33 protein-coding genes and 1 pseudogene are annotated in these 25,462 nt (G+C 43.3%); 32 read left to right on the forward strand and 2 right to left on the reverse strand.

What is annotated here, in order from left to right; translation table 11 throughout:
- Window positions 1-30: 30 nt before the first annotated feature.
- The gene (locus HMPREF0671_RS02440; protein WP_036896535.1) at window positions 31-2,220 is read right to left on the reverse strand and encodes a glutamine synthetase III; all 2,190 of its coding nucleotides are present in this window, start codon (window positions 2,218-2,220) and stop codon (window positions 31-33) included.
- 106 nt (window positions 2,221-2,326) lie between these two features.
- The gene (locus HMPREF0671_RS02445; protein ID WP_036896537.1) at window positions 2,327-2,506 is read right to left on the reverse strand and encodes a DUF4250 domain-containing protein; all 180 of its coding nucleotides are present in this window, start codon (window positions 2,504-2,506) and stop codon (window positions 2,327-2,329) included.
- A gap of 491 nt (window positions 2,507-2,997) precedes the next feature.
- Here HMPREF0671_RS02445 and HMPREF0671_RS12630 point away from each other — a divergent pair, with 491 nt between their 5' ends.
- The 32 genes and pseudogenes from HMPREF0671_RS12630 (at window position 2,998) to map (ending at window position 25,462) form a co-directional block, all read left to right on the forward strand.
- Window positions 2,998-3,309 (forward strand): DUF4348 domain-containing protein, encoded by a 312-nt coding sequence (locus tag HMPREF0671_RS12630; protein ID WP_036896538.1) that lies wholly within the window; start codon window positions 2,998-3,000, stop codon window positions 3,307-3,309.
- 209 nt (window positions 3,310-3,518) lie between these two features.
- Entirely contained in the window at window positions 3,519-3,782 is a 264-nt protein-coding gene (locus HMPREF0671_RS02455; RefSeq protein WP_036896539.1) for a hypothetical protein, read from the forward strand.
- Between the two features lie 122 nt (window positions 3,783-3,904).
- A complete protein-coding gene (locus tag HMPREF0671_RS02460; protein WP_198025879.1) occupies window positions 3,905-7,204 on the forward strand; it encodes a SusC/RagA family TonB-linked outer membrane protein in 3,300 nt (1,099 codons plus the stop codon).
- 22 nt (window positions 7,205-7,226) lie between these two features.
- Window positions 7,227-8,600 (forward strand): RagB/SusD family nutrient uptake outer membrane protein, encoded by a 1,374-nt coding sequence (locus tag HMPREF0671_RS02465; protein ID WP_036896541.1) that lies wholly within the window; start codon window positions 7,227-7,229, stop codon window positions 8,598-8,600.
- A 25-nt stretch (window positions 8,601-8,625) separates the two neighbouring features.
- Window positions 8,626-8,877, forward strand: a complete 252-nt coding sequence (locus HMPREF0671_RS02470; RefSeq protein ID WP_156431035.1) for a hypothetical protein — start codon at window positions 8,626-8,628, stop codon at window positions 8,875-8,877.
- A 5-nt stretch (window positions 8,878-8,882) separates the two neighbouring features.
- A pseudogene (locus HMPREF0671_RS02475) lies at window positions 8,883-9,838 on the forward strand (IS5 family transposase); the annotation flags it as partial.
- Between the two features lie 824 nt (window positions 9,839-10,662).
- On the forward strand, window positions 10,663-11,046 hold the full coding sequence (gene rpsL, locus HMPREF0671_RS02480; RefSeq protein WP_036896543.1) for a 30S ribosomal protein S12: 384 nt from the start codon (window positions 10,663-10,665) through the stop codon (window positions 11,044-11,046).
- Between the two features lie 188 nt (window positions 11,047-11,234).
- Complete coding sequence (gene rpsG, locus HMPREF0671_RS02485) at window positions 11,235-11,711, forward strand: 30S ribosomal protein S7 (RefSeq protein ID WP_036896544.1); 477 nt, start codon at window positions 11,235-11,237, stop codon at window positions 11,709-11,711.
- Window positions 11,712-11,735: 24 nt separating this feature from the next.
- Window positions 11,736-13,850 carry an elongation factor G gene (gene fusA, locus HMPREF0671_RS02490; RefSeq protein WP_036896545.1) on the forward strand — a complete coding sequence of 705 codons (2,115 nt, stop codon included), beginning with the start codon at window positions 11,736-11,738 and terminating at the stop codon, window positions 13,848-13,850.
- A gap of 95 nt (window positions 13,851-13,945) precedes the next feature.
- A complete protein-coding gene (gene rpsJ, locus HMPREF0671_RS02495; protein WP_036896546.1) occupies window positions 13,946-14,251 on the forward strand; it encodes a 30S ribosomal protein S10 in 306 nt (101 codons plus the stop codon).
- A gap of 107 nt (window positions 14,252-14,358) precedes the next feature.
- Window positions 14,359-14,973 (forward strand): 50S ribosomal protein L3, encoded by a 615-nt coding sequence (gene rplC, locus HMPREF0671_RS02500; protein WP_036896547.1) that lies wholly within the window; start codon window positions 14,359-14,361, stop codon window positions 14,971-14,973.
- Window positions 14,973-15,602: a 50S ribosomal protein L4 gene (gene rplD / locus HMPREF0671_RS02505; RefSeq protein ID WP_036896573.1), complete on the forward strand. Its 630-nt coding sequence runs from the start codon at window positions 14,973-14,975 to the stop codon at window positions 15,600-15,602. The genes rplC and rplD overlap by 1 nt, the downstream gene beginning before the upstream one ends.
- 17 nt (window positions 15,603-15,619) lie before the next feature.
- The gene (rplW, locus tag HMPREF0671_RS02510; protein WP_036896548.1) at window positions 15,620-15,913 is read left to right on the forward strand and encodes a 50S ribosomal protein L23; all 294 of its coding nucleotides are present in this window, start codon (window positions 15,620-15,622) and stop codon (window positions 15,911-15,913) included.
- Window positions 15,914-15,920: 7 nt separating this feature from the next.
- Window positions 15,921-16,745: a 50S ribosomal protein L2 gene (gene rplB, locus HMPREF0671_RS02515; RefSeq protein WP_036896549.1), complete on the forward strand. Its 825-nt coding sequence runs from the start codon at window positions 15,921-15,923 to the stop codon at window positions 16,743-16,745.
- A 22-nt stretch (window positions 16,746-16,767) separates the two neighbouring features.
- On the forward strand, window positions 16,768-17,037 hold the full coding sequence (gene rpsS, locus HMPREF0671_RS02520) for a 30S ribosomal protein S19 (protein ID WP_036893606.1): 270 nt from the start codon (window positions 16,768-16,770) through the stop codon (window positions 17,035-17,037).
- Window positions 17,038-17,071: 34 nt separating this feature from the next.
- A complete protein-coding gene (rplV, locus tag HMPREF0671_RS02525; RefSeq protein WP_036896550.1) occupies window positions 17,072-17,476 on the forward strand; it encodes a 50S ribosomal protein L22 in 405 nt (134 codons plus the stop codon).
- An 8-nt stretch (window positions 17,477-17,484) separates the two neighbouring features.
- On the forward strand, window positions 17,485-18,219 hold the full coding sequence (rpsC, locus tag HMPREF0671_RS02530) for a 30S ribosomal protein S3 (RefSeq protein ID WP_036896552.1): 735 nt from the start codon (window positions 17,485-17,487) through the stop codon (window positions 18,217-18,219).
- A 14-nt stretch (window positions 18,220-18,233) separates the two neighbouring features.
- Entirely contained in the window at window positions 18,234-18,662 is a 429-nt protein-coding gene (rplP, locus tag HMPREF0671_RS02535; protein WP_036896554.1) for a 50S ribosomal protein L16, read from the forward strand.
- A 3-nt stretch (window positions 18,663-18,665) separates the two neighbouring features.
- A complete protein-coding gene (rpmC, locus tag HMPREF0671_RS02540; RefSeq protein ID WP_036896555.1) occupies window positions 18,666-18,860 on the forward strand; it encodes a 50S ribosomal protein L29 in 195 nt (64 codons plus the stop codon).
- Window positions 18,861-18,862: 2 nt separating this feature from the next.
- On the forward strand, window positions 18,863-19,129 hold the full coding sequence (gene rpsQ / locus HMPREF0671_RS02545; RefSeq protein ID WP_036896556.1) for a 30S ribosomal protein S17: 267 nt from the start codon (window positions 18,863-18,865) through the stop codon (window positions 19,127-19,129).
- 2 nt (window positions 19,130-19,131) lie between these two features.
- Window positions 19,132-19,497 carry a 50S ribosomal protein L14 gene (gene rplN, locus HMPREF0671_RS02550; protein WP_004369535.1) on the forward strand — a complete coding sequence of 122 codons (366 nt, stop codon included), beginning with the start codon at window positions 19,132-19,134 and terminating at the stop codon, window positions 19,495-19,497.
- 18 nt (window positions 19,498-19,515) lie between these two features.
- A complete protein-coding gene (rplX, locus tag HMPREF0671_RS02555) occupies window positions 19,516-19,842 on the forward strand; it encodes a 50S ribosomal protein L24 (RefSeq protein WP_036896574.1) in 327 nt (108 codons plus the stop codon).
- A complete protein-coding gene (gene rplE / locus HMPREF0671_RS02560; RefSeq protein ID WP_036896557.1) occupies window positions 19,842-20,396 on the forward strand; it encodes a 50S ribosomal protein L5 in 555 nt (184 codons plus the stop codon). Before rplX ends, rplE begins: the two co-directional genes overlap by 1 nt.
- A 5-nt stretch (window positions 20,397-20,401) precedes the next feature.
- Window positions 20,402-20,704 (forward strand): 30S ribosomal protein S14, encoded by a 303-nt coding sequence (rpsN, locus tag HMPREF0671_RS02565; protein WP_036896558.1) that lies wholly within the window; start codon window positions 20,402-20,404, stop codon window positions 20,702-20,704.
- A gap of 81 nt (window positions 20,705-20,785) precedes the next feature.
- Window positions 20,786-21,181, forward strand: a complete 396-nt coding sequence (gene rpsH, locus HMPREF0671_RS02570; protein WP_036896559.1) for a 30S ribosomal protein S8 — start codon at window positions 20,786-20,788, stop codon at window positions 21,179-21,181.
- Between the two features lie 14 nt (window positions 21,182-21,195).
- Window positions 21,196-21,768 carry a 50S ribosomal protein L6 gene (rplF, locus tag HMPREF0671_RS02575; protein WP_036896560.1) on the forward strand — a complete coding sequence of 191 codons (573 nt, stop codon included), beginning with the start codon at window positions 21,196-21,198 and terminating at the stop codon, window positions 21,766-21,768.
- Between the two features lie 18 nt (window positions 21,769-21,786).
- The gene (gene rplR / locus HMPREF0671_RS02580; protein WP_036896561.1) at window positions 21,787-22,131 is read left to right on the forward strand and encodes a 50S ribosomal protein L18; all 345 of its coding nucleotides are present in this window, start codon (window positions 21,787-21,789) and stop codon (window positions 22,129-22,131) included.
- Between the two features lie 6 nt (window positions 22,132-22,137).
- Entirely contained in the window at window positions 22,138-22,650 is a 513-nt protein-coding gene (gene rpsE, locus HMPREF0671_RS02585) for a 30S ribosomal protein S5 (protein ID WP_036896562.1), read from the forward strand.
- 11 nt (window positions 22,651-22,661) lie between these two features.
- Window positions 22,662-22,838 (forward strand): 50S ribosomal protein L30, encoded by a 177-nt coding sequence (gene rpmD / locus HMPREF0671_RS02590; protein WP_036896563.1) that lies wholly within the window; start codon window positions 22,662-22,664, stop codon window positions 22,836-22,838.
- Between the two features lie 24 nt (window positions 22,839-22,862).
- Complete coding sequence (rplO, locus tag HMPREF0671_RS02595) at window positions 22,863-23,309, forward strand: 50S ribosomal protein L15 (RefSeq protein ID WP_036896564.1); 447 nt, start codon at window positions 22,863-22,865, stop codon at window positions 23,307-23,309.
- 3 nt (window positions 23,310-23,312) lie between these two features.
- On the forward strand, window positions 23,313-24,653 hold the full coding sequence (secY, locus tag HMPREF0671_RS02600; protein WP_036896565.1) for a preprotein translocase subunit SecY: 1,341 nt from the start codon (window positions 23,313-23,315) through the stop codon (window positions 24,651-24,653).
- An 8-nt stretch (window positions 24,654-24,661) separates the two neighbouring features.
- Window positions 24,662-25,462 carry a type I methionyl aminopeptidase gene (gene map / locus HMPREF0671_RS02605; RefSeq protein WP_036896566.1) on the forward strand — a complete coding sequence of 267 codons (801 nt, stop codon included), beginning with the start codon at window positions 24,662-24,664 and terminating at the stop codon, window positions 25,460-25,462.

Consider the following 25,462-nt stretch of genomic DNA (forward strand, 5'->3'; position numbering starts at 1 on the left):
TTTTTGTGTTCGGTCGCTCAATAGTGCTTTTTATCTGATAAACATGAGTTCGCGGAACTTCGGCAGCGTCCAGAGTTCGTCGGCGACAATCAGTTCCAGCTTGTCTATCTGATAGCGTATCTCCTCCATTTTGGGAGCTATGTTGTCGTGATAAGCGATGGCTTTCTCGCGCTCGCAGTCTATCTTGTTGGCCACTTTGCGCTCGTTGATGAGTTCTTCCACCTTTGTTTCGATGGCTTGGGTGCGCTCTGCTATCTCGCGGATAATCTTCAAGTTGCGCTCAGAGAGCTTCAAGGCCTCCTCGCGCCCGAAGATGTCGATCATGTTCTGCACGTTCTTAGCCAACTGGCTCTGGTAATGTGTGGCCACGGGGATGATATGATTCATGGTCAAGTCGCCTATGACGCGCGCCTCTATCTGTATTTTCTTGGTGTAGGTTTCCCACTTCACCTCGTTGCGTGCTCCCAGTTCGTTGCGTTTCATCACGTTCATCGACTCGAACATCTTGATGCTCGAGTCGTCCATGTAGCGGTCGAAGACCACCGGGCAAGACGTCTCGCAGTCCAATCCGCGCTTTTTGGCCTCTTCCACCCATTCGTCACTGTATCCGTTTCCGTCGAAGTGAATAGGCTTGCAAGTGCGTATGTCCTCGCGAATCACGTCGATGATGGCTCCGTTCTTGCTCTCGCCCTTGGCGATGAGGGCGTCCACGCGCTCTTTGAAGTTGGTCAATGCCTCGGCCACAGCTGTGTTCAGCACAATCATAGACGACGCACAATTGGCTTCGGAACCTACTGCGCGGAACTCAAAGCGGTTTCCGGTGAAGGCAAAGGGGCTTGTACGGTTGCGGTCGGTATTGTCTATCATCAGTTCGGGTATTTCCGGAATGTCGAGCTTGAAGCCTTTTTTGCCGGCTACGGTGAACAGTTCGTCCTTGTCGGCTTTCTCGATATGCTCCAGCAGATCGGTGAGCTGCTTGCCCAAGAAACTGGAGATGATGGCGGGGGGAGCCTCGTTTCCGCCCAGTCGATGGGCGTTGGTGGCACTCATGATGCTGGCTTTGAGTACGCCGTTGTGGCGATAAACGCCCATCAGCGTCTCTACGATAAAGACCACGAAACGCAGGTTGTCTTCCGAATTTTTGCCTGCTGCATGCAGCAACACGCCCGTGTCGGTGGTCAGGCTCCAGTTGTTATGCTTGCCCGAACCGTTGACTCCGGCGAAAGGCTTTTCGTGCAGGAGGGCACGGAAACCGTGTTTGCGAGCCACACGTTTCATGAGCGACATGAGTAGCATGTTGTGGTCGACAGCCAGATTACACTCCTCAAAGATGGGTGCCAGCTCAAATTGGTTGGGAGCCACCTCGTTGTGGCGTGTCTTACAGGGAATACCCAGTTCGAGAGCTTGTACTTCCAAATCCTTCATGAAGGCTTGCACGCGCTCTGGAATGGTTCCGAAGTAGTGGTCTTCCATCTGTTGATTCTTTGCGGAGTCGTGTCCCATGAGGGTGCGACCGGTCAACATAAGATCCGGACGAGCCAAGTAGAGGCTGTCGTCGACGAGGAAATATTCTTGTTCCCAGCCAAGATTGGTCTGCACTTTCTTCACTTTCGGGTCGAAATACCGGCACACGGCCGTGGCAGCCACGTCGATGGCGTGGAGCGAGCGCAGCAGGGGAGCCTTGTAGTCGAGCGCCTCGCCGGTGTAAGAGATGAAGATCGTCGGGATACAGAGGGTGTCGTCGATGATGAAGACCGGCGATGTGGGATCCCAAGCCGAATATCCGCGAGCCTCGAACGTATTGCGGATACCGCCGTTGGGGAATGAACTGGCGTCGGGTTCCTGCTGTACGAGCAGCTTGCCGGAGAACTCTTCGAGCATACCACCCTTGCCGTCGTGTTCCACAAAGGCGTCGTGTTTCTCGGCAGTACCCTCGGTCAGGGGTTGAAACCAGTGGGTGTAGTGGGTTACACCGCACTCCTTGGCCCATTTCTTCATGCCGTGTGCCACCGCGTCGGCGATGCCACGATCCAGTCGTGCGCCGTTGTCCATCACGTCGATGAGCTTATTGTATACGTCGGTGGGCAGATACTTGTACATCTTGGCACGGTTGAAGACGTACTTGCCGAAGTACTCGGAAGGGCGTTCTTTGGGTAACTCTACCTCGACCGGCTTCTTTCTGAAGGCCTCGGCCACAACCTCAAATCTTAAATTCGTCATATCCTCTTATTGCTATTTGTTTCCTATTCGGTCTCTATCTCTTGATACTTGGTGGCAGAAAACGAAAAAGGATTCTCATGGGCGCATGAGAATCCGTATCCGATATTTACCAGAATTTATTGTTTACTTCGCTATATTCGAAACCGGCTGTGGCCAGTTTGGCTACCAATGCTGTTCGATCTACGTCCATGTCGTCGCATAGCTCGTCGAGCGAACTGTAGTTGTCGCGCAACAACATATTGACCGTACTGAACAATATCATTGGATCTTGGGGTAATTTATCCATCTTTCGACAGTATGTTAGAATCAGATGCAAAGTTACAAAATAAAGATGAGATTTGTTGTTACTGTCACCAAAAAACGTTATGCATGTTTTTCTAGCTCTAAATAAAATTCTGCCATGTGTGTGGGCGAAGGGCATCCGACCGTATGACTTGTCACTTTTCCCTCCCAACTCGTCAGTTTGTTTACTTTTTGTCCATTTCCTTGGAACTTATCGATGTTTTTCCTAACTTGCGTCATGAATTGGGCAAACAGTATTTTTCGACCTTTATATAACCGTAATCAGTATGAATGTGATACTGATCTGTCTGATATATTTATCAGGCTGTCCATTATCGCAGCCTGTTCATGGTCTCTGTCATTTTCTGAATACTCCCTACGCCGTCGACAGACTTTAATCGACCGGTAGACGACTCTGCCGTCTGATTGAGATATTCTATATACTTACAGTAATTATTTTCCGAAGAATTGAAACACAGAAATAATGAATAAATAATGATAATCCTTTTTATATCCAGCTTGTTAAGTGGGTATCAGGGGAGAGTAGAAGTTAAAGGAAAAAGGAATCAAAGCAAAGAAATAAATTCTATAAGAACAAGGTGTGTCCGTAGAAAAATGAAAAAAGAGAACTTTAATTTCTTTATCAAGCGATTTATGAAGGATTCTACCTTTCAGAGGAGTCGTTTTGTTTTTCCACTTATAATTAAGACGTACGATCCTGATACCGATAGTTTTGCTGTCGAAGTAATCAGCGAAAAAAGTGGAAGTTTAAGGATTTGTCAAATTTGCCCGACAATTACTTTGTGACGATAAATCGTATTTAGTGGAAATAATAGATGAAAGTACTTGATGCAACAGACTGTGTATGAAGAGAATAATAAGAAATTGAAGAAAAGAAAGAGGCAGATGGGAAATCGCACGTCAAGTTTTGTTTGTGAAATCGCATGTCGCCTTTAGCTATATATAATTTTAAGAGTTTGTTAAAACCGCTCGATAAAGTTATATATTGAATCGGCATGGATATAGCAGGAAAGGAAATGGTTAAAGATCTTGCCAAGCCTAATGTTGACGGCGAAGGACATTGGGTAAAGAAGATGGGCAAGTTACCCTTCGGATACTTAATTGTACGCATTACACATTTTCTTGATAAATCAATCGAACAACATGTTTTTTCTGAATATTGCTTACACACGGTGTCTGGATACAGCTTTTACCATGCAGTAACAACAGCACATTCGAGATGCACCGAGGACAAAGTCGTGATAAAATACCTATTTTAAGGTATTGTAAGCAAAATTCCTTTTAGGTAATTTTGCACTTGTAAAAAAAATAAAAATATTCAAACATGTTTTTTAAAATTATTACTGCTATTCTTCTCTCAGCAACAATCACTTCGTACGCGATGGCGAATGACCAGACGCACAACATGATAGAGAAAGACAATAAGGAAATATCAATTTCTGGAAAAATCGTTGATTATGAAGGTAGACCTGTGATCGGTGCCAGTATCACGCTCAACGGCAAAAAAGCTGTTGCAACGAGCGACACTGATGGCAAATTCCATTTTCATGCCATCTCATTACCTGCCCCGTCTTACATACAAGTAACTTACTTAGGCATGGAAGCTAAAAAAATAACTCTGCAACCTCCATATCACGATCTTTTGATTAGGCTAAATGACAAAACCAATATGTTGGACGAAGTGGTTTCCACAGGATACAACAGACTTTTAAAAAGACGTTCGGCCGGTTCTTTTGCCGTAATCACACACGAGCAAATAGAAAATCAAGTATCTACGTCGATTGACAAGATTCTGCAAGGACAAATTGCTGGCATGCACGTAAGCGTTCCAAACGGGAAACCCGGAGAAAGCGCTCAAGTAAGGATACGCGGAATTAACACCGTCAATGGCTCGGCTGAACCACTGTGGGTGGTTGACGGAGTCATCATGCAGGACAACTTGCCGAAAATATTGGGAACTGGCATGATGGATGCAAGTGATTTCAACAATATCTTTCGAAACGGAATTGGAGATATCAATCCTAACGACATAGAAAGTATAACCATCTTGAAAGACGCCGTAGCCTCGGCTATCTATGGCTCAAGGTCAGCAGGTGGCGTAATCTCTATCACTACCAAGCATGGAAAAGTCGGTAAGCCACGTGTGAACTACTCCACTCTGTTTACCATCGGATTATACCCCCAACGGCAGGAAAATATTATGAATACGGAAGAAAAGATACGATGGGAGCAGGAATTATGGAACGAATTTTCAGCGAAACCTTTCAAATCGGGCAATGGCTGGTACCCCGTGATCGGTATTGTGGGGATGATCCATGCAGACAAAATTGGTAAAAATGGGAAATTATGGACTGAAAACGGTTTCGAAAAAATGACAGAAGAAGAAAAGAGTGCTTATATAGAAGGACTTAAAAGAAATAATGTCAACTGGTATGACGAGATCTTCAGGAATTCCCTATCGCAAAATCACAACCTATCGTTGTCAGGAGGAACAGGCAAGATGGATTATTATACCTCGCTATCGTACACAAAGAATATGGGATTGGTCAAAAGAAATGACTATCAACGTTATACCTTTAACATGAAAATCAACGTGAATCCCACTTCAAAGTTAAAGCTCGGGTTCAAGTCAACAGTTTCCTTTCAAAAAAGCGGCGATTTCGTATCAAGCGTCGACCCGTTTAGATACGCCTATTTTGCCAATCCTTACGAAACGCCATACAACGCTGACGGAAGCTATCGGGCAGATATGACCTATTTCAATCTCACCGAAATAAATGCAGGCGACGCATCACTCCCCTACATCCCTACAAATGGTTTCAACATACTGAGGGAGATGAATGAAACATCAAGTTGCAATACCAAATTGGGAATCAACATCCAAGGAACCTTCGATTATTTTCTTACCGATAATCTTAAATTTACGGGAATAGCAGCATACGGACGAAACAACATCAATGGTACTGACGAATTGGGCAAGAATACTTATGCTGCGTTCAAGAATCGGCTGCCATGGGACATGCAAAATAGAGAATGGAATGGTTATGGAATTCTGAGACAGAACTTCAGCGAAGGGAATAATTTCATGGGAAGGCTCATGCTTCGTTACGCACAAGACTTTCGGAAATTGCACCACATAGTCATGATCGGAGGCAGCGAAATCCGATCCTCTAAAAACCAAAGGTCTATTATGATGCAATATGGATATGATCCGGAGACAAAAATAACAGGTATGCCCGAACCTCCTGAGAATGGAAATATGTCTTACTCGAAGTGGATACAGTTGATCAATAATCTTTCCTCCTCGCAGTGGAACGAGCAAAAATATGCCTCTTTTTTCGCTACCGTGGACTATGACTTCAATAATACTTACACCCTCAATGCAGCTTTGAGAACTGATGGGTCAAATAACTTCGGTGCCAAGGAACAATTTAATCCAACATATTCTATAGGCGCGGCATGGAACATTGACAACGAAAGATTTTGGAGAAGCATAAAGCCTGTAATCAACCGACTAACCATGCGCGTATCCTATGGCTTTACAGGAAACGTAGTTCAAGGCATGTTGAAAAGCTTAGTCATAAGCACAGGGCGAAAAAAATGGAACGATCATATAACAGGAACGGTGAAAAACGCCCCAAATCCACATTTGCGGTGGGAACGGACACGCGACATGAAACTGGGCATCGACATGGGACTGTTCAACAACAGATTGAACATTAATACCGAGATTTATGAAAAACTCAGCTCCGACATCATCACCAGAGTGGGAACAGTGTCCACCACTGGATTCACGGCATACAGTTTCAATACTTCAAAAATACGGAACAGAGGCTTGGAAATATCCATCTATGGAACTCCCATAAAGACGAAGAAACTAACTTTATCGACATCGGTCAATCTATCATGGAACAGAAACGAACTCGTGAAATTTGTAGCACCTCTTTTTGGAGTCAGCGATGGGAAATATCAAGGTTACCCGCTTGACGCCATTTTCAACGGTATATCAACGGGAATAGACAAGGAAACAGGATATTACAACATGAAGACAGTTCCTAATGCAAAGTTCGAAACAATTGCCGACAAGAAGAACGTGGCAAACTACAAGTTCTATCTCGGTACCCGTAACGCTCCCTATTCAGGAGGCGGAAGTATAAATGTATCCTATGAAAGATTCACGTTCAGTGTACAAGCCGCCTATTCAATAGGGGGAAAGGCACTCAACGAAATTAATTCTCCTGTCAACTATTCCATGGTAGGATATTCTAGAAACAACACTCCCCAAACATCTTTCAGCGACATTTATACCAACCACCTCAACGTGGCGCGAGACAGGATGGACAGATGGACAACAGAGAATCGCGAAGGAACGAAATATCCTCGCATTGTAGATGCGTTCGGAGCACCCCTAAACCTTGAAGGCAATATGGTTACTGGTTCAAACATCATGGACGGAATTTATCTACAGGAAACATCATTCCTGCGCATAAGAAACATTTCTTTGAGCTACCTTTTTAATAAAAACGTGACAGAAACATTGGGACTTTCAAATCTTGGCATCACCTGCTCGGCACAGAACTTCTTCACTTTCACTAATTTTCGAGGCATTGACCCAGAACAACCGGGGCTTACCTATCCAATTACGAGATCAGTAACTTTCGGCTTGCAAATAGGTTTCTAACATCATTCAAAAAGATATATATATGAAGAACTATTATCACACGGGGATCTTAATTGCGATCACGCTAATCGTATCCTCATGTAGCGAATATCTCAAAGAGAACAATTATAACAACGTTTTGCCTAAAACACCAGAGGATTACGGCACATTAATATATGCGCAACTGTCATCATTGGAGACTACCCCCTCGTCCGTTACGCTGGAATCCTACAAGCGTGCCATCGAAAAGGAATTATATGCCGACAATCTGAACGCTTCCATGAATAAAGGTAGAAGTTTGAAAGTCTTTTATGTAGGCGACGGAGCCATAGGAAACATGTATGTTTTAATGAGAGGATACAAGGAAATCAAGGATTACAACATTGTTCTTGACGCACTGAATGCATCGGACTCCATCTCACGTACACTCAGCGTTACAGCTCGTATCATGCGTGCAGTCGCATACTATAACCTGATGCGCGATTATTGCGATCCATGGAATGCAAATTCACCGGAGAAACAGATGGGACTGCCTCTTGTTACCGAGTTCAATATGGAATCAAGACCCGGACGAAGCAGCTTGCAAAAAACGGCAGAATTTATCATCAAAGAATTACAGACCGCCATCAATGACAAGCAAGAGAATGAAGAGATGTACTTTACCACCGATGTAGCAAAAGCTTATTTGGCACGGACCTACTTTTGGAGTGAGAAATGGGAGAAAGCTTTGCCAATATGCTTAGAATTGCTCAATAAATATCCTTTGCTACAAGGCAAGGAATACACCAATATGCTTGAAAATAAACTACAACGCTCGGGAAATATATTAATCATGTCAAATACAGGCTATTCCGTTTACGCATATGACAGAGACGTGAACAAACTGAAGGAGCGTCCACTTTCCATCGGCTTTTATAAGTTATTTTCCGAAAAAGAAAAGGATATTAGATTCAAATACATAGACAAGAAACTTAGAACCACAAAAGCTGCATTTACAGGGATACGAGGTGCCGAGTTCGCACTAATGGGCATGGAATGTCTAGCTCATTTAGGACGCCTAGATAAGGCTCTAAAAATGCTTAACGACTTTCGCTCACATCGTATCACCGACTATTCACCTTATATAGTAGCCACTCTTCCATCCGTTGACCATTCCGCCCTTATAAAGATTGATGCCGAGGGAAAGCCTCTGACGCCACTGATGCAAGCCATACTGAATGAGCGCAGAAAGGAACTGATGCTAGAAAACGATCGATGGTATGAACTCAAGCGCAATGGAATGCCAGAATTTTGGGTGACAGACGGAAGAACAAAAAAGATTACCAAAAAGTATCTTTACAACTTCCCGTTCCAACTACGCGACTATTTAATAAATCCTGAATTGGAAATAAATCAGGGATATGTATATCAAAATTGACAGACCATTCAAAAAGGAAACGAACATGAGATTTTTACATTGCATTTACACTTTTTCGAGCATCCTTATTTTGGCTGCCATGTCATGCACCAGCATAGAAGAAGGTGTCGCACCAGAAGGACTAACTGAGGCTCACGACAAGGGGATGGGAAATATCTACATCAAACAAGACCCTCTGTCTGAGGAAGAAAAAGATTCCATAGAACGGCTCAAGCTACAATATGAAAAAATTGAACAACAGGAGCCACATGCCATCATAGATATCAATCAACGATAACGGCCATGATAGGCCCCCAACTCTATCCTCCTTGTTTAAGGTTAGTTGGTCATCGTCAGATCAAACAGCCCCTTTTCTCTCAACTCGATCAGCCAATCGATTGGAATCCCATCTGTGGACTAGTTGAGATTGCTTATACCAAAGATGACCGTCCCACCGGTCGTCCGAGCTATGACAGCCTTGTGTTATTCAAGACCGAACTCCTTCGTACATGGTACAGCCTGAGTGACGGCGGGGGCGAGGAGCAGGTCAATGCCCGCTTGTCTTTCAGTTGATTTGTCGGCTTAGGATTGGACGACTGCGCTCCAGATAGTACGACGGTGTGTCGTTTCCGCAACATTCTGCTTGAAACCGACCTTTACGACGATGTGCTGGAAGAGATTGATCGCCAGTTAGAGTCGGCCGGTGTTTTGGTTAAGCGTGGCACCATAGTTGACGCCAGTATCACGGACATCCCTCGTCATCCCCGCGGGCGTAAGGAATACGAAGTAGTCGAGGAACGCAATGAGGAGACAGGTATGGATATAGCAGGAAAGGCTATGGTTAAAGGCCTTGTCAAGCCTAATGTTGACGGCGAAGTATATTGGGTAAAGAAGATGGGCAAGTTACACTTCGGATACAAGCGACATTTGGTTACGGGCGAGATGGGTTTGGTGATTGCCTAGGAAACTACATCGGCTAACAAAGTGACATCAAACATTTGGAAAGGCCGTTAGCAAAAGCCAAACTTCCGCAGGGTACACCTGTTTATGCCGACAAGGGACATGACTCTGCGGGGAACAAGGGTGTACTTAAACGTGTGAAGTTCAAGAGTCGTATCATGCACAAAGGAGTAAGAGGATGCAAGCTGACTGAAAGAGAGCAGCGTATCAATGTAGCCACCAGCAAGACAAAATACAAAGCGAAACGTACCTTTGGCTCTATTCGCAGGCGGTTTCATGGTGGCATTGCCAGATATGTACATTTTAATTCCGCCAACGGGTTATCCTTTTTATATCCAGCTTGTTAAGTGGATGTCAAGGAAAAGTAGAAGTTAAAGGAAAAAGGGGTCAAAGCAAAGAAATAATTTCTATAAGAAAAGGAGTATCTGTGGAGAAATAAAACAGACTAAGAAAGAAGTCATTTATGACTTTCAAATAGATGATACGGGAGTGAGCATCAAATATGTCTTTAGAATTTGTGACGATAAATGGTATTTAGTAGAGATAATAGATGAAAGTACTTGATGCAATAGATTGTATATGAAGAGAATAATAAGAAATTGAAGAGAAGGGAAAGGCAGATGGGAAATCGCACGCCAAGTTTGTTCGTGAAATCTCATGTCGCCTTTAGCTATATATAACTTTAAGAGTTTGGCAATATCGCTCAATAAAGTTATGAAAAGTGCGGCAGTGCAGACTGACGGTACGGTGGGGCAGATGAGTCTTTGTTTTCTCTTCATGCTCTATATATAATATGGTGGAAGTCTTGGATTATGAGTAAGGGGAGGGATGGAAGGGAGTCTGTGTTTGTTAACTATATTGTTTGGCAATTTACAAATTCAATAAGTTATAGGCTCATAAAACTCAATAACTCATAAGCTAGTACTTTTATATGATAGTTACAAATAACTTACTAAAGTTATATTTTGTTAAATATTTAATCTGTAAAAATATCGCGGCTTATATATGTTAGGTAATTCAAATAATTGTTCGTACCTTTGCAGCCCGAAATAGCATGTTGTATTGTGTCTGTTTCGTAACGGTTTGATAATAAACAAAATATATATAATTAAAAAGTAAAATTATGCCTACTATTTCACAATTGGTAAGAAAAGGCAGAAAGGACATCGTAGACAAGAGCAAGTCTCCGGCTTTGGACAATTGTCCTCAGCGCCGTGGCGTTTGTGTTCGTGTTTACACTACAACTCCTAAGAAGCCTAATTCGGCAATGCGTAAGGTTGCCCGTGTACGTTTGACAAACTCTAAGGAAGTGAACTCTTACATCCCCGGAGAAGGTCATAACTTGCAGGAGCACAGTATTGTGTTGGTACGCGGTGGTCGTGTAAAAGACCTCCCTGGTGTTCGTTATCACATCGTACGTGGTACTCTTGATACCGCAGGTGTAGCTAACCGTACCCAGCGTCGCTCTAAGTATGGAGCTAAGCGTCCTAAGGCAGCTAAAAAGTAATAAGTTGTAAAAGACATTGCGAGTAGGCTTGGTGCTAGTGTTTTTGCTAGCCTTCTTGTCTACTTGTTATTTAAAGAAAAATCGTTTTGCTGGAGAATTGTTAACGACAGGTTGAGTAAATGTCCGAGTGAGGATGTTGAAGAAGACAGAAGTACAGCCCCAAGCAGAATTTTATTTTAAAAACAAAAATGAGAAAAGCAAAACCAAAGAAGCGTGTGATCTTACCAGATCCAGTCTTCAATGACCAAAAGGTCTCTAAATTCGTGAATCATTTGATGTATGATGGTAAGAAGAATACATCTTATGAAATTTTCTACAAAGCTCTTGATGTGGTAACAGAGAAGATGGCTAAGGAAGAAAAGTCAGCTCTTGAAATCTGGAAGCAAGCTCTTGATAACATTACTCCTCAGGTAGAGGTAAAGAGTCGCCGTATCGGTGGTGCTACATTCCAGGTACCTACAGAAATTCGTCCCGATCGTAAAGAGAGTATTTCTATGAAGAATCTAATCCTCTTTGCTCGTAAGCGTGGTGGTAAGACGATGGCAGAGAAACTCGCTGCTGAGATTGCAGATGCTTACAACAATCAGGGTGGTGCTTATAAGCGTAAGGAAGATATGCATCGTATGGCTGAGGCTAACCGTGCATTTGCTCACTTCAGATTCTAATCATATTAATCAGGAAAAGAAAAAATGGCAAATCGCGATTTACATTTGACTCGTAATATCGGTATTATGGCTCACATTGATGCCGGTAAGACAACAACATCAGAGCGTATCCTTTTCTACACAGGAAAGACTCACAAGATTGGTGAGGTACATGATGGTGCTGCAACCATGGACTGGATGGCTCAGGAGCAGGAGCGTGGTATCACTATTACATCTGCTGCTACTACTTGTAACTGGAATTACAATGGTAAGTCATTCAAGATAAACCTGATTGATACTCCGGGACACGTTGACTTTACAGCAGAGGTTGAGCGTTCACTTCGTGTGCTTGATGGTGCTGTGGCTACATATTCTGCAGCTGATGGTGTTCAGCCTCAGTCTGAAACTGTATGGCGTCAGGCAGATAAGTACAATGTGCCTCGTCTCGGTTACGTAAACAAGATGGATCGTTCTGGTGCAGACTTCTTTGAGACTGTTCAGCAGATGAAGGATATCTTGGGTGCTAATCCATGTCCTGTTCAGATTCCTATTGGAGCTGAGGAAAACTTTAAGGGTGTTGTGGACTTGATCAAGATGAAGGCTATTCTGTGGCATGATGAGACCATGGGTGCTGAATATTCTTTGGAAGAAATTCCTACAGACCTCGTAGATGAAGCTAATGAGTGGAGAGAGAAGATGGTAGAAAGTGCTGCCAACTTTGACGACGAGCTGATGGAACTTTATCTTGAGGGTAAGGATATTCCTGAAGAGATGTTGATGAAGGCTATCCGCAAGGGTACTATCTCTATGGAGTTGACTCCGATGGTGCTCGGTTCTTCTTATAAGAATAAGGGTGTTCAGCCTTTGCTCGATTATGTTTGTGCTTTCCTTCCTTCACCACTGGATACAGAGAATATCGTTGGTACCAATCCTGATACTGATGAAGAAGAAGATCGTAAGCCTTCGGATGACGCTCCTACTTCTGCACTCGCATTTAAGATTGCTACTGATCCGTTTATGGGGCGTTTGGTATTCTTCCGCGTTTACTCTGGTAAGGTTGCAGCCGGTTCTTATGTTTATAACCCACGTTCGGGTAAGAAAGAGCGTATCAGCCGTCTGTTCCAGATGAACTCTAAGCAGGAGATTCCAATGGAGTCTATCGATGCTGGTGATATCGGAGCAGGTGTAGGTTTCAAGGATATCCGTACAGGTGATACACTCTGTGATGAGAATCATCCTATCGTATTGGAATCTATGACATTCCCTGATACTGTAATCTCTATTGCCGTAGAACCAAAGAGTCAGGCTGACGTAGCTAAGATGGATAATGGTCTTGCTAAGCTTGCAGAAGAAGACCCAACATTCACAGTACGTACTGACGAACAGAGTGGTCAGACTATTATCTCTGGTATGGGTGAGCTTCACTTGGATATTATTATCGACCGTTTGAAACGTGAGTTTAAGGTAGAATGTAACCAAGGTAAGCCTCAGGTTAACTATAAAGAAGCAATTACCAAACCTGTTACACTTCGCGAGGTTTATAAGAAGCAGAGTGGTGGTCGTGGTAAATTCGCTGACATCATTGTTACAATCGGTCCTAAGGACGAAGACTTTAATGAGGGCGATTTGCAGTTTGTTAACGAGGTGAAAGGTGGTAACGTTCCTAAGGAATTCATCCCCTCAGTACAGAAGGGTTTCCAAGATTCATTGAAGAATGGTGTACTTGGTGGTTATCCTATGACAGGTTTGAAGGTTACTTTGACCGATGGTAGCTTCCACCCGGTAGACTCAGACCAATTGTCGTTTGAACTTGCTGCACACAACGCATTCAAGAACGGATGTCCTAAGGCAGGCCCTGTTTTGATGGAGCCTATCATGAAGGTAGAAGTTGTAACTCCGGAAGAGAACATGGGTGATGTCATTGGTGACTTGAATAAGCGTCGTGGTATGGTTCAAGGTATGGATGAGGCTCGTAGCGGTGCTCGTATCGTAAAAGCTATGGTTCCTCTAGCAGAGATGTTCGGCTATGTAACAACTTTGCGTACCATCACTTCTGGTCGTGCTACTAGCTCTATGGAGTATGATCATCATGCAGCTCTTTCTTCAAGCATTGCTAAGGCTGTACTTGAGGAAAGTCACGGACACGCAGAACTTCTGTAATAAATAGAATAGGTGAGGAGAGACGTTGCTTAGCGAATGACTCTTAAGCAATGTATCTCTCTTCCTAATAATAACAACAATTATCATTTAAAGAAATGAGTCAGAAAATCAGAATTAAGCTGAAGTCTTACGACCACATGTTGGTAGACAAGTCAGCAGAGAAGATTGTTAAGGCCGTTAAGGCTACCGGTGCTATCGTGAGTGGTCCTATTCCATTGCCAACACGCAAGCGTATCTATACTGTAAACCGTAGTACTTTCGTTAATAAGAAAGCTCGTGAACAGTTCCAATTACAGGACTTTAAGCGTCTTATCGATATCTATAGCTCTACAGCTAAAACTGTTGATGCTTTGATGAAACTTGAGTTGCCTAGTGGTGTAGAAGTAGAGATTAAGGTATAAGAAAGGTTGACAGGCTGGGATGTAGCTGGATGATTTGTCGATAATTCGAGAGATAAAGGTTCTCCTAAGTCTACAAACTCATAAATCATTTTAAAATAAAAATTGAAATGCCAGGATTAATTGGAAGAAAAATCGGAATGACATCCGTTTTCAGTGTCGACGGTAAGAATGTACCGTGCACTGTTATCGAAGCTGGTCCTTGTGTTGTAACCCAGGTTAAGACCGTAGAAAAAGATGGTTACAAGGCTGTTCAGTTAGGTTTCGCAGAAGCTAAGGAGTCTCGTACTTCTCAGCCTATGAAAGGAATCTTTAAGAAAGCTGGCACAACACCGAAGAAGCACTTGGCCGAGTTCAAGTTTGACGAGGAATACAACCTCGGCGACACCATTACGGTTGAACTGTTCAACGGAGCAGAATTCGTTGACGTGGTCGGTACATCTAAAGGTAAAGGTTTCCAGGGAGTTGTTAAACGCCATGGATTTGGTGGTGTAGGCCAGAGTACTCACGGTCAGGATGACCGCGCTCGTAAGCCGGGTTCTATTGGTGCTTGTTCTTACCCTGCAAAGGTATTTAAGGGTATGCGCATGGGCGGCCAAATGGGAGGCGACAGAGTTACTACTCAGAACCTCAAAGTGTTAAAGGTAATTCCAGAGCAGAATCTTATCATTGTAAAAGGTTCATTCGCTGGATGCAAAGGTTCAACCGTATTAATAGAGAAATAATGGAAGTTAGCGTATTAAATATCAATGGTCAGGAGACCGGGAGAAAGGTTACGTTAAACGAATCTATCTTCGGAATTGAACCTAACGATCACGTGCTTTATCTTGATGTAAAGCAGTATCTCGCTAATCAGCGTCAGGGTACCGCTAAGTCGAAAGAGAGAAGTGAAGTTAGTGGTTCTACCCGTAAGTTGGGACGTCAGAAAGGTGGTGGCGGTGCTCGTCGCGGTGATATCAACTCACCTGTACTTGTTGGTGGTGGTCGTGTATTCGGTCCTAAGCCACGTGACTATCGTTTCAAATTGAACAAGCAAGTAAAGGCTCTTGCTCGTAAATCTGCTTTGTCTTACAAGGCTCAAGATAATGCGATTGTTGTTGTTGAGGACTTCAATTTTGATGCTCCAAAGACAAAAGATTTCGTAAACTTTGCTAAAAATATCAAAGTTGACGGTAAGAAGACACTCGTTCTTTTGCCAGAAGTAGATAAAAATGTATATTTGTCAGCTCGTAACTTGCAGCGTTCTGAAGTTATGCTCGCGTCTACACTCAATGCCTATAAAGTTTTGAATGCAGATGTTGTAGTCATTACTGAGAATTCACTGAAGACCATCGACGAGATCTTAACAAAGTAATCAAGGAGAAGTAAATTATGGCATTTATTGTAAAACCTCTGGTCACCGAGAAGATGACCAAAATTACAGAGAAGCGTCCGAACCGTTTCGGTTTTATCGTGCGCCCTGAGGCAAACAAGCTCCAAATCAAGAACGAGGTCGAAGGTCAGTACAATGTGAAAGTAGTGGATGTGAATACCGCTCGTTATGCTGGTAAGCGCCAAAGTCGTTATACCAAGGCCGGTCTTGTGAAAGGACAGAAGAACGCATTCAAGAAGGCAGTCGTTACGTTGAAAGAAGGCGACACAATTGATTTTTACAGCAATATTTAAATAAAAAATGGCAGTACGTAAATTAAAGCCCGTTACTCCGGGTCAAAGACACAAAGTTATTGGCACGTTCGAGGATATTACTGCATCCGTGCCAGAGAAGTCTCTCGTTTACGGTAAGCGTTCTACCGGTGGTCGAAACAACACCGGTAAGATGACCGTACGCTACATTGGCGGTGGCCATAAGCGTAAGTATCGTTTGATCGATTTCAAGCGAGAGAAAGATGGTGTTCCAGCTGTAGTAAAGACAATCGAATACGATCCGAACCGTTCGGCTCGTATCGCTTTGTTGTACTATGCTGATGGTGAAAAACGTTACATTATTGCTCCCAATGGACTGCAAGTGGGTACAACCTTGATGTCAGGTGCAGAAGCTGCTCCTGAGGTTGGTAACTCTCTGCCTTTGGCAAACATCCCCGTGGGTACTGTAATTCATAATATTGAGTTACGTCCGGGTCAGGGTGCTTTGCTCGTTCGTTCGGCTGGTAATTTTGCTCAGTTGACTTCTCGTGAGGGTAGTTATTGTGTAATCAAGCTCCCTTCTGGAGAGACTCGTAAAGTCCTCTCTGCTTGTAAGGCTACTGTAGGTAGTGTAGGTAACTCCGATCACGCATTGGAGCAGTCTGGTAAGGCTGGGCGCTCACGCTGGTTGGGTCGTCGTCCTCACAACCGTGGTGTTGTTATGAACCCTGTTGATCACCCAATGGGTGGTGGTGAAGGTCGCCAGAGTGGTGGTCACCCACGTTCACGTAAGGGCTTGTACGCTAAGGGTCTCAAGACTCGTGCACCTAAGAAGCTCTCTAACAAGTATATTATTGAAAGGGCTAATAAATAATTAAGTTAACTAAGAGTAAATTATGAGTCGTTCATTAAAAAAAGGTCCATATATCAACGTATCACTCGAGAAGAAAATTCTCGCCATGAATGAGAGTGGTAAAAAGAATGTCGTAAAGACATGGGCCAGAGCATCAATGATTTCCCCCGATTTCGTGGGACACACTGTTGCAGTTCATAACGGAAACAAATTTATCCCTGTTTACATTACTGAGAACATGGTAGGACACAAGCTCGGCGAATTTTCTCCGACACGTCGCTTCGGTGGTCACTCAGGTAACAACAAGAAGTAAGCGGGTTTAATCCATTTAAAAATTAGAAATAATAATGGGAGCAAGAAAACATATAGCAGCTGAAAGAAATAAAGAAGCTCGCAAAAATCTGTACTTCGCTAAGCTCAATGGCGTCCCCTCATCTCCCCGAAAGATGCGCTACGTGGTAGACATGGTTCGTGGTATGGAAGTGAATCGCGCCCTCGGAGTACTGAAGTTCTCTAAAAAGCAGGCTGCTGCAGACATTGAGAAATTGCTGCGCTCAGCTATCGCTAACTGGGAGACTAAGAATGACCGCAAGGCTGAAGACGGTGAACTCTATATCAGCAAAATCTTCGTAGATGAAGGTGTTACTATGAAGCGTATGCGCCCTGCACCTCAGGGTCGTGGTTATAGAATCCGCAAGCGCTCTAATCACGTGACATTGTTTGTTGATGCCAAAACTAACGACGAAAAATAATAAATAGAATGGGACAGAAAGTTAATCCAATAAGCAACCGTCTTGGTATTATCCGTGGTTGGGAATCAAATTGGTTTGGTGGCAAGGACTTCGGAGACAGCCTCGTAGAGGATATGAAAATCCGTAAGTATCTGAACGAGCGCTTGGCTAAAGCTAGCCTTTCTCGTATTGTCATTGAACGTACTTTGAAGCTCGTCACCATCACTATTTGTACTGCTCGTCCGGGTATCGTCATCGGTAAGGGTGGACAGGATGTAGACAAGCTCAAAGAGGAGTTGAAGAAACTTTATAAGAAAGATATTCAAATCAACATCTTTGAGGTTAAGAAACCTGAGTTGGACGCTAACATTGTAGGTTACAACATCGCTCGTCAAGTAGAGGGAAAGATTTCTTATCGTCGTGCCATCAAGATGGCAGTTCAAAATACAATGCGCGCTGGTGCAGAAGGTATTAAAGTTCAAATTACTGGTCGTCTGAACGGAGCTGAAATGGCTCGTAAGGAAATGTTTAAGGAAGGACGTACTCCACTCCATACATTCCGTGCAGACATCGATTATTGTCAGACCGAGGCGCTCACAAAGGTGGGTCTGCTGGGTATAAAGGTTTGGATTTGCCGTGGAGAAGTTTACGGAAAGAAAGACTTGACACCTAACTTCACACAGGAGAAGCAGAGTGCTGGCCGTCAGAATGGTGGCGCTCGTCAGGGTGGTCGCGGTAATCGCAAGAGAAACAATAACCGTTAAAAGTAGAAGCTATCATGTTACAGCCAAAAAGAGTAAAATATAGAAGGCCTCAAGATGGACGTGGCAATAAAGGCAACGCCCACAGAGGGACACAACTGGCTTTCGGTTCTTTTGGTATCAAGACTCTTGAACCAAAATGGATAGATAGCCGTCAGATAGAAGCTGCTCGTGTAGCCTTGAACCGCTACATGAATCGTCAGGGGCAGGTTTGGATTCGTATTTTCCCGGACAAGCCTATTACTCGTAAGCCTGCTGATGTCCGTATGGGTAAAGGTAAAGGTGATCCAGCAGGATGGGTAGCACCGGTAACTCCCGGTCGCATCCTCTTCGAAGTTGAAGGTGTAAGTTTTGACATTGCCAAAGAGGCTCTTCGTCTTGCTGCACAGAAACTACCTGTGAAGACTAAGTTTATTGTTAGACGTGATTACGATAAAAACGCTTAAGCTATGAAGATTAAAGAAGTAAGAGAACTCGAAACCAAGGAATTGGTTGAGAAATTGGAAGCTACCCGTGCCAAGCTTCAGCAGATGAAGTTGAATCATGCGATTGCTCCTCTTGAAAATCCATCACAGATTAAGGTTGCTCGTCGTGATATCGCGCGTATTGAGACCGAACTTCATCAGAGAGAACTTAATAAATAACAATGGTCCAGATGGAAACAAGAAATTTAAGAAAAGTAAGACAGGGTGTCGTTGTCAGCAACAAAATGGATAAAACCATTGTTATCGCTGCTAAGTTCAAGGAGAAGCACCCGATATATGGTAAGTTTGTCCAGAAGACAAAGAAATACCATGCTCATGATGAAAAGAACGAGGCCAATGTAGGCGATACCGTACTCATCATGGAAACTCGTCCTTTGTCAAGAACAAAGAGATGGAGATTAGTACAAATTGTTGAAAAAGCTAAGTAATTATGATACAAGCAGAATCAAGACTTACAGTATGTGATAACAGCGGTGCACGTGAGGCTCTTTGCATCCGTGTTCTCGGTGGTACCGGCCGTCGTTATGCAAGTGTTGGTGACGTGATTGTCGTTTCTGTCAAGAACGTTATCCCATCAAGTGATTTGAAAAAGGGTGCAGTATCTAAGGCTTTGATCGTACGCACAAAGAAGGAGATTCGTCGTGCCGACGGTTCTTATATTCGTTTTGACGATAATGCATGCGTGCTTTTGAACAACGCCGGTGAACTCCGCGGTAGCCGTATCTTTGGTCCGGTAGCTCGTGAGTTGCGTGCAGTGAATATGAAAGTGGTTTCTTTGGCACCTGAAGTTCTTTAATTTTTAATGAGTAGAGTAATGAATAAATTACATATAAAGAAAGGCGATACCGTTATCGTACTTGCTGGAGATCGCAAGGATAAGGGTAAATCAGGGAAGGTTCTTAAGGTCTTGGTAGACGAGAATCGTGCCATCGTTGAAGGCCGTAATCTTGTTTCTAAGAGCGCGAAGCCTTCAGCAAAAAATCCTCAAGGAGGAATTGTTAAGCAAGAAGCTCCTATCCATATCTCTAATCTGAGCTTGATAGACCCTAAGAGTGGCAAGCCTACTCGTGTTGGTGTTAAGGTTACAGAGGATGGAAAGAAAGTTCGCATCGCTAAAAAGTCAGGGGAGGAAATTAAGTAATGGATACAGCACAGTTAAAGAATGTCTATAAAGAGACTATCGCTCCTGAACTTCAGAAGCAATTCAACTATTCTTCAGCAATGCAGATTCCTGTACTGAAGAAGATTGTTATCAACCAAGGACTTGGCGATGCTACACAAGACAAGAAGATTGTTGACGTAGCTGTCAATGAGATTACTGCAATTACTGGTCAGAAGGCTGTGGCAACATATTCTAAGAAGGATATCGCCAACTTCAAACTTCGTAAGAAGATGCCTATCGGTGTGATGGTAACTCTTCGTCGCGAGCGTATGTATGAGTTCTTGGAGAAGCTTGTTCGCGTCGCTCTTCCTCGTATCCGTGACTTTAAGGGTATTGAGAGCAAGTTTGATGGTCGTGGTAACTATACATTGGGTATCACAGAACAGATTATCTTCCCAGAAATCAACCTCGATGAGATTGATCGTATTCAGGGTATGAATATTACATTCGTGACCTCAGCTAAAACCGATGAGGAGGGCTATGCTCTTCTTAAGGCATTTGGTCTTCCATTCAAGAACGCTAAAAAGGATTAAGCAATATGGCAAAAGAATCAATGAAAGCTCGCGAGGTAAAGCGTGCAAAACTTGTTGCTCGTTATGCTGAAAAGCGCGCAGCTCTGAAAAAGATTATAGCTACTTCTGAGGATTATGCAGAAGCTTATGAGGCAGCTCGTAAGCTTCAGGCTATTCCAAAGAATGCAAACCCTATCCGTCTTCATAACCGTTGCAAGGTGACTGGACGTCCAAAAGGATATATTCGTCAGTTCGGTCTCTCTCGTATTCAGTTCCGTGAGATGGCTTCAGCAGGTTTGATTCCCGGAGTGAAGAAAGCAAGCTGGTAATCCTTAAACGATTTAGTTCGTTCAAAACAAGATTATTTAATATTGTCGGGAAGGTCCCGATCAATTAAACTTTTATATAATATGACAGATCCAATAGCAGATTATCTGACTAGACTCAGAAATGCCATTATGGCTCACCACCGTGTGGTTGAAGTACCTGCGTCTAACTTGAAGAAAGAAATCACAAAGATTCTCTTCGAGAAGGGTTACATCCTGAACTATAAGTTCATAGAGGATGGGCCTCAGGGTTCTATTAAGGTTGCTCTTAAGTACAACCCAACAACAAAAGAGAGCGCTATCAAGAGTTTGAAGCGTGTATCAACTCCTGGTCTCCGTAAATATACGGGATACAAGGATATGCCGAGAGTTATTAACGGATTAGGTATTGCTATCTTATCTACATCCAAAGGTGTTATGACAGACAAAGAGGCTGCTGGTTTGAAAATTGGCGGTGAAGTTCTTTGCTACATTTATTAATTGGAGGATTTTATATGTCAAGAATAGGAAAATTGCCAATTAGTATTCCCGCTGGAGTTACTGTTAATTTCGATGAGAAGACAAATGTAGTATCTGTTAAAGGCCCTAAAGGTGAACTTTCGCAGCAGATTGATCCTTCTATCAAGTTTACAAATGAGAATGGCCAGATAATTTTCGATATTGATGAGAATAGCTCTGTAGATGTTAAGCAGAAACAGGCTTTCCATGGTCTATACCGTTCGTTGGTAAACAACATGATTGTTGGTGTAAGCGAGGGTTACAAGAAAGTTTTGGAACTGGTAGGTGTAGGTTACCGTGTTTCTAACCAAGGCAACTTGATTGAGTTGTCATTGGGTTATACACACCCTATCTTTATTGAATTGCCTTCTGAGGTGAAGGTTGAGACAAAGTCTGAAAGAAACCAGAATCCACTTCTTATTTTGGAAACTTGTGATAAGCAGTTGTTAGGACTTATCTGTGCAAAGATTCGTTCTTTCCGTATGCCTGAACCTTACAAGGGTAAGGGTATCCTTTTCCAAGGCGAGGTTATTCGCAGAAAGTCTGGTAAGACAGCTTCAGCTAAGTAATTTTAATTATTTACGATTATGACAACAAAGAAAGTTGAAAGACGAATTAAGATAAAGTTCCGTGTTCGTAAAAGAGTAAACGGAACAGCTGAGCGTCCTCGTCTTAGCGTATTCCGCTCTAACAAGCAAATCTACGCTCAGGTTATTGACGATTTGACAGGTACAACTCTTGCTGCTGCTTCTTCATTAGGTCTTGAGAAAATGGCTAAGTGCGAGCAGGCTGCTAAAGTAGGTGAGCTGGTTGCCGAAAAGGCTAAAGCTGCAGGTATAGAGTCTGTAGTGTTCGACCGTAATGGCTATCTTTATCATGGCCGTGTCAAGGAATTGGCAGATGGTGCACGTAAGGGTGGTCTTAAATTTTAAACGATTATGGCAATGAATAAAGTAAAAGTAAATAGTGACGTAGAATTGAAGGATCATCTGGTTGCTATCAACCGTGTAACCAAGGTTACTAAGGGTGGTCGTACATTCACATTCGCTGCTATCGTCGTTGTTGGTGATGGCAAAGGTGTTATCGGCTGGGGCCTCGGCAAAGCCGGTGAGGTAACTACTGCTATCGCTAAAGGCGTAGAATCTGCAAAGAAGAACCTTGTAAAAGTTCCTGTACTTAATGGAACCGTTCCTCATGAGATTGAGGTCTCATTTGGCGGAGCTCAAGTATTCTTGCGTCCGGCTGCTGCCGGTACAGGAATGGTTGCAGGAGGTGCTATGCGTGCCGTACTGGAATCAGCAGGTGTTACAGATGTTCTTGCAAAATCTAAGGGTTCATCAAATCCTCATAACCTTGTAAAGGCTACAATTCTAGCTTTAAGCCAGATGCGCGATGCCTATACAATTGCAGGTGCACGTGGTATCAGCATGCAAAAGGTGTTTAATGGTTAATAGGAAAGACAATGGCAACAATTAAGATCAAGCAGATTAAAAGTAAGATTGGTTATCCAGTTGACCAGAAGCGTACCCTCTTGGCTTTAGGACTTCGTAAAATCTCTCAGATTGTAGAGGTTGAAGATACCCCTAGCATCCGTGGTATGATCCGCAAGGTGCATCACCTGGTAACCGTAGTTGAATAATGAATCTTTAATATCGAATCGATTATGAAATTAAATAATTTGAAACCAGCAGAGGGTTCTACTCATTCTCGTCGTCGAATCGGTCGTGGTACCGGTTCTGGACTTGGTGGAACTTCTACCCGTGGTCACAAGGGTGCTAAGGCTCGTTCTGGTTATAAGAGAAAGATTGGTTTCGAAGGTGGTCAGATGCCACTACAGCGTCGTGTTCCGAAGGCTGGTTTCAAGAATATCAACCATAAGGAATATTTGGCAGTGAACTTGTCTACTCTTCAGAAGATTGCTGAGAGCAAGAATCTGGCAAAGATTGGAATCGCAGAACTCAAAGAAGCAGGACTTACCAATGGTAAGGAACTCGTTAAAATTTTGGGTAATGGCGAGTTGAAGGCTAAAATTGAAGTTGAAGCAAATGCTTTCTCTAAGACTGCCGAAGAAGCTATCAAGGCAGTTGGTGGTAACGCAACTATAATCTAACAAATGAAAAAGTTTATTGAGACACTAAAGAACTGTTGGAAGGTGGAGGACTTGCGTCAGCGACTCCTTATCACTCTTCTGTTTACGGCTATCTACCGTTTTGGGTCGTTCGTTGTACTTCCCGGTATCAATCCGGCTATGTTGGACAAACTTCAGTCGCAAACCTCAGGTGGCCTTATGTCACTTTTGGACATGTTCTCTGGTGGAGCATTTTCCAATGCATCTATCTTTGCACTTGGAATCATGCCCTACATCTCAGCTTCTATTGTTATGCAGCTGCTTGCTGTCGCTGTTCCTTATTTCCAGAAGATGCAGCGTGAAGGTGAAAGCGGTCATAAGAAAATTAACTGGTATACACGTGTGCTTACAGTAGCTATCCTGCTATTCCAAGCACCGTCTTACCTGTTGAATCTAAAGATGCAGGCAAGCCAAGCTTTGGCTTCCGGCATCTCTTGGACCGTCTTTATGATTCCTGCCACAATTATATTGGCAGCAGGCAGTATGTTTATCCTCTGGTTGGGTGAGCGTATCACGGATAAAGGTGTCGGAAACGGTATCTCTTTGATTATTATGCTCGGTATCATTGCACGTTTGCCACAGGCATTCGTACAGGAAATCGGCTCTAGATTCACTGCTATCTCTGGTGGTGGTCTAGTAATGTTCATTGTTGAGCTGTTGATACTGTATTTTGTGGTATGTGCATCTCTTCTGTTGGTTCAAGGAACTCGTAAGGTTCCTGTTCAGTATGCAAAGCGTCTTGTAGGAAACAAACAATATGGTGGTGCTCGTCAGTATATTCCTCTGAAACTTTTCGCAGCTAATGTGATGCCTATCATCTTTGCTCAGGCACTGATGTTCATCCCTTTGGCTATTGTTCAGTATCAGTCTGAAAGTACTTCTTGGGTTATCAGTTCTTTGATGGACAACCACAGCTTGTTGTACAATATCATTTATGTGACTTTAATCATCGCATTTACATATTTCTACACGGCTATTACATTGAATCCAACCCAGATGGCTGAGGATATGAAGCGTAACAATGGATTCATTCCGGGAATCAGACCCGGAAAGGAAACCGCTGATTATATAGACACCATAATGTCTCGTATTACTTTGCCGGGTTCATTATTCATTGCGTTCATTGCCGTCATGCCAGCTCTTGCTGGACTGTTGAATGTTCAGAATGCGTTTTCTCAGTTCTTCGGAGGAACATCATTATTGATTCTTGTCGGTGTGGTTATTGATACGCTACAGCAGATTGAAAGCCACTTGATGATGCGTCACTATGATGGATTGTTGAATTCTGGGCATACGCGCAATAACGGAGGTGTCTCAGCATACTAAGCTGTAAGATGAAGATATCTCTGAAAACGGATGATGAAATAGAACTGATGCGCAAGGCAAACCGACTCGTCGGGGAGACGCTTGCGGAATTAGCAAAACATATCAAGCCGGGTGTAACGACTCTCCATTTGGATAAGATTGCAGAAGAGTTCATTAGAGACCATGGGGCTGTCCCTACGTTCAAGAACTTTCCTAATCCTTATGGAGAGCCTTTTCCCGCCTCTATCTGCACTTCGGTGAATGAGGTTGTTGTTCATGGGATTCCCAATGAGCAAACTATATTGAAAGATGGTGACATTATATCAATAGACTGTGGCACGTTACTTGATGGATACAATGGAGACTCTGCCTATACTTTTTGTGTAGGTGAGGTTGTAGAAGAGACTAAACAATTGCTAAAGATTACAAAGGAGTCTCTTTATTTGGGTATCGAACAAGCAGTTGCTGGGAATAGAGTGGGAGACATTGGATATGCTGTTCAACATTATTGTGAAACCCAAGGATATGGAGTTGTCAGGGAATTGACTGGGCATGGAATTGGAAAGGAAATGCATGAACACCCTTCAATTCCAAACTATGGTTCTCGTGGTTCCGGTATCTTGCTGAAAGCAGGGATGTGTATTGCGATAGAGCCCATGATTACTCAGGGTGATCGACATATAGGGCTGTTGCCCGATCGATGGGGAATTATGACTCTTGATCGTAAGCCGGCAGCTCATTTCGAGCACACAATTGCAATTTGTAAGGGCAAAGCAGAGATTTTATCAACGTTCGAAGATATTGAACATTTTGAAAGAGATTTAAATTAG

The organism is Prevotella sp. S7 MS 2, from assembly GCF_000762865.1.
In the GTDB taxonomy this organism is placed as follows: Bacteria; Bacteroidota; Bacteroidia; order Bacteroidales; family Bacteroidaceae; genus Prevotella.

What these genes read in the sequence shown, in the direction of transcription:
- rpsL (WP_036896543.1), top strand. Translation starts at nt 10,663, where the DNA reads ATGCCTACTATTTCACAATTGGTAAGAAAAGGCAGAAAGGACATCGTA.
- rpsH (WP_036896559.1), top strand. Translation starts at nt 20,786, where the DNA reads ATGACAGATCCAATAGCAGATTATCTGACTAGACTCAGAAATGCCATT.
- rpsS (WP_036893606.1), top strand. Translation starts at nt 16,768, where the DNA reads ATGAGTCGTTCATTAAAAAAAGGTCCATATATCAACGTATCACTCGAG.
- rplB (WP_036896549.1), top strand. Translation starts at nt 15,921, where the DNA reads ATGGCAGTACGTAAATTAAAGCCCGTTACTCCGGGTCAAAGACACAAA.
- rplC (WP_036896547.1), top strand. Translation starts at nt 14,359, where the DNA reads ATGCCAGGATTAATTGGAAGAAAAATCGGAATGACATCCGTTTTCAGT.
- map (WP_036896566.1), top strand. Translation starts at nt 24,662, where the DNA reads ATGAAGATATCTCTGAAAACGGATGATGAAATAGAACTGATGCGCAAG.
- rpsN (WP_036896558.1), top strand. Translation starts at nt 20,402, where the DNA reads ATGGCAAAAGAATCAATGAAAGCTCGCGAGGTAAAGCGTGCAAAACTT.
- rpmC (WP_036896555.1), top strand. Translation starts at nt 18,666, where the DNA reads ATGAAGATTAAAGAAGTAAGAGAACTCGAAACCAAGGAATTGGTTGAG.
- rplV (WP_036896550.1), top strand. Translation starts at nt 17,072, where the DNA reads ATGGGAGCAAGAAAACATATAGCAGCTGAAAGAAATAAAGAAGCTCGC.
- HMPREF0671_RS02455 (WP_036896539.1), top strand. Translation starts at nt 3,519, where the DNA reads ATGGATATAGCAGGAAAGGAAATGGTTAAAGATCTTGCCAAGCCTAAT.
- HMPREF0671_RS02445 (WP_036896537.1), bottom strand. Translation starts at nt 2,506, where the DNA reads ATGGATAAATTACCCCAAGATCCAATGATATTGTTCAGTACGGTCAAT.
- fusA (WP_036896545.1), top strand. Translation starts at nt 11,736, where the DNA reads ATGGCAAATCGCGATTTACATTTGACTCGTAATATCGGTATTATGGCT.
- rplE (WP_036896557.1), top strand. Translation starts at nt 19,842, where the DNA reads ATGGATACAGCACAGTTAAAGAATGTCTATAAAGAGACTATCGCTCCT.
- rpsC (WP_036896552.1), top strand. Translation starts at nt 17,485, where the DNA reads ATGGGACAGAAAGTTAATCCAATAAGCAACCGTCTTGGTATTATCCGT.
- rplW (WP_036896548.1), top strand. Translation starts at nt 15,620, where the DNA reads ATGGCATTTATTGTAAAACCTCTGGTCACCGAGAAGATGACCAAAATT.
- rplO (WP_036896564.1), top strand. Translation starts at nt 22,863, where the DNA reads ATGAAATTAAATAATTTGAAACCAGCAGAGGGTTCTACTCATTCTCGT.
- rpmD (WP_036896563.1), top strand. Translation starts at nt 22,662, where the DNA reads ATGGCAACAATTAAGATCAAGCAGATTAAAAGTAAGATTGGTTATCCA.
- rpsE (WP_036896562.1), top strand. Translation starts at nt 22,138, where the DNA reads ATGGCAATGAATAAAGTAAAAGTAAATAGTGACGTAGAATTGAAGGAT.
- rplX (WP_036896574.1), top strand. Translation starts at nt 19,516, where the DNA reads ATGAATAAATTACATATAAAGAAAGGCGATACCGTTATCGTACTTGCT.
- HMPREF0671_RS02470 (WP_156431035.1), top strand. Translation starts at nt 8,626, where the DNA reads ATGAGATTTTTACATTGCATTTACACTTTTTCGAGCATCCTTATTTTG.
- rplR (WP_036896561.1), top strand. Translation starts at nt 21,787, where the DNA reads ATGACAACAAAGAAAGTTGAAAGACGAATTAAGATAAAGTTCCGTGTT.
- rplP (WP_036896554.1), top strand. Translation starts at nt 18,234, where the DNA reads ATGTTACAGCCAAAAAGAGTAAAATATAGAAGGCCTCAAGATGGACGT.
- HMPREF0671_RS02465 (WP_036896541.1), top strand. Translation starts at nt 7,227, where the DNA reads ATGAAGAACTATTATCACACGGGGATCTTAATTGCGATCACGCTAATC.
- HMPREF0671_RS02460 (WP_198025879.1), top strand. Translation starts at nt 3,905, where the DNA reads ATGGCGAATGACCAGACGCACAACATGATAGAGAAAGACAATAAGGAA.
- HMPREF0671_RS12630 (WP_036896538.1), top strand. Translation starts at nt 2,998, where the DNA reads ATGATAATCCTTTTTATATCCAGCTTGTTAAGTGGGTATCAGGGGAGA.
- rpsQ (WP_036896556.1), top strand. Translation starts at nt 18,863, where the DNA reads ATGGTCCAGATGGAAACAAGAAATTTAAGAAAAGTAAGACAGGGTGTC.
- HMPREF0671_RS02440 (WP_036896535.1), bottom strand. Translation starts at nt 2,220, where the DNA reads ATGACGAATTTAAGATTTGAGGTTGTGGCCGAGGCCTTCAGAAAGAAG.
- rpsG (WP_036896544.1), top strand. Translation starts at nt 11,235, where the DNA reads ATGAGAAAAGCAAAACCAAAGAAGCGTGTGATCTTACCAGATCCAGTC.
- rplN (WP_004369535.1), top strand. Translation starts at nt 19,132, where the DNA reads ATGATACAAGCAGAATCAAGACTTACAGTATGTGATAACAGCGGTGCA.
- secY (WP_036896565.1), top strand. Translation starts at nt 23,313, where the DNA reads ATGAAAAAGTTTATTGAGACACTAAAGAACTGTTGGAAGGTGGAGGAC.
- rpsJ (WP_036896546.1), top strand. Translation starts at nt 13,946, where the DNA reads ATGAGTCAGAAAATCAGAATTAAGCTGAAGTCTTACGACCACATGTTG.
- rplD (WP_036896573.1), top strand. Translation starts at nt 14,973, where the DNA reads ATGGAAGTTAGCGTATTAAATATCAATGGTCAGGAGACCGGGAGAAAG.
- rplF (WP_036896560.1), top strand. Translation starts at nt 21,196, where the DNA reads ATGTCAAGAATAGGAAAATTGCCAATTAGTATTCCCGCTGGAGTTACT.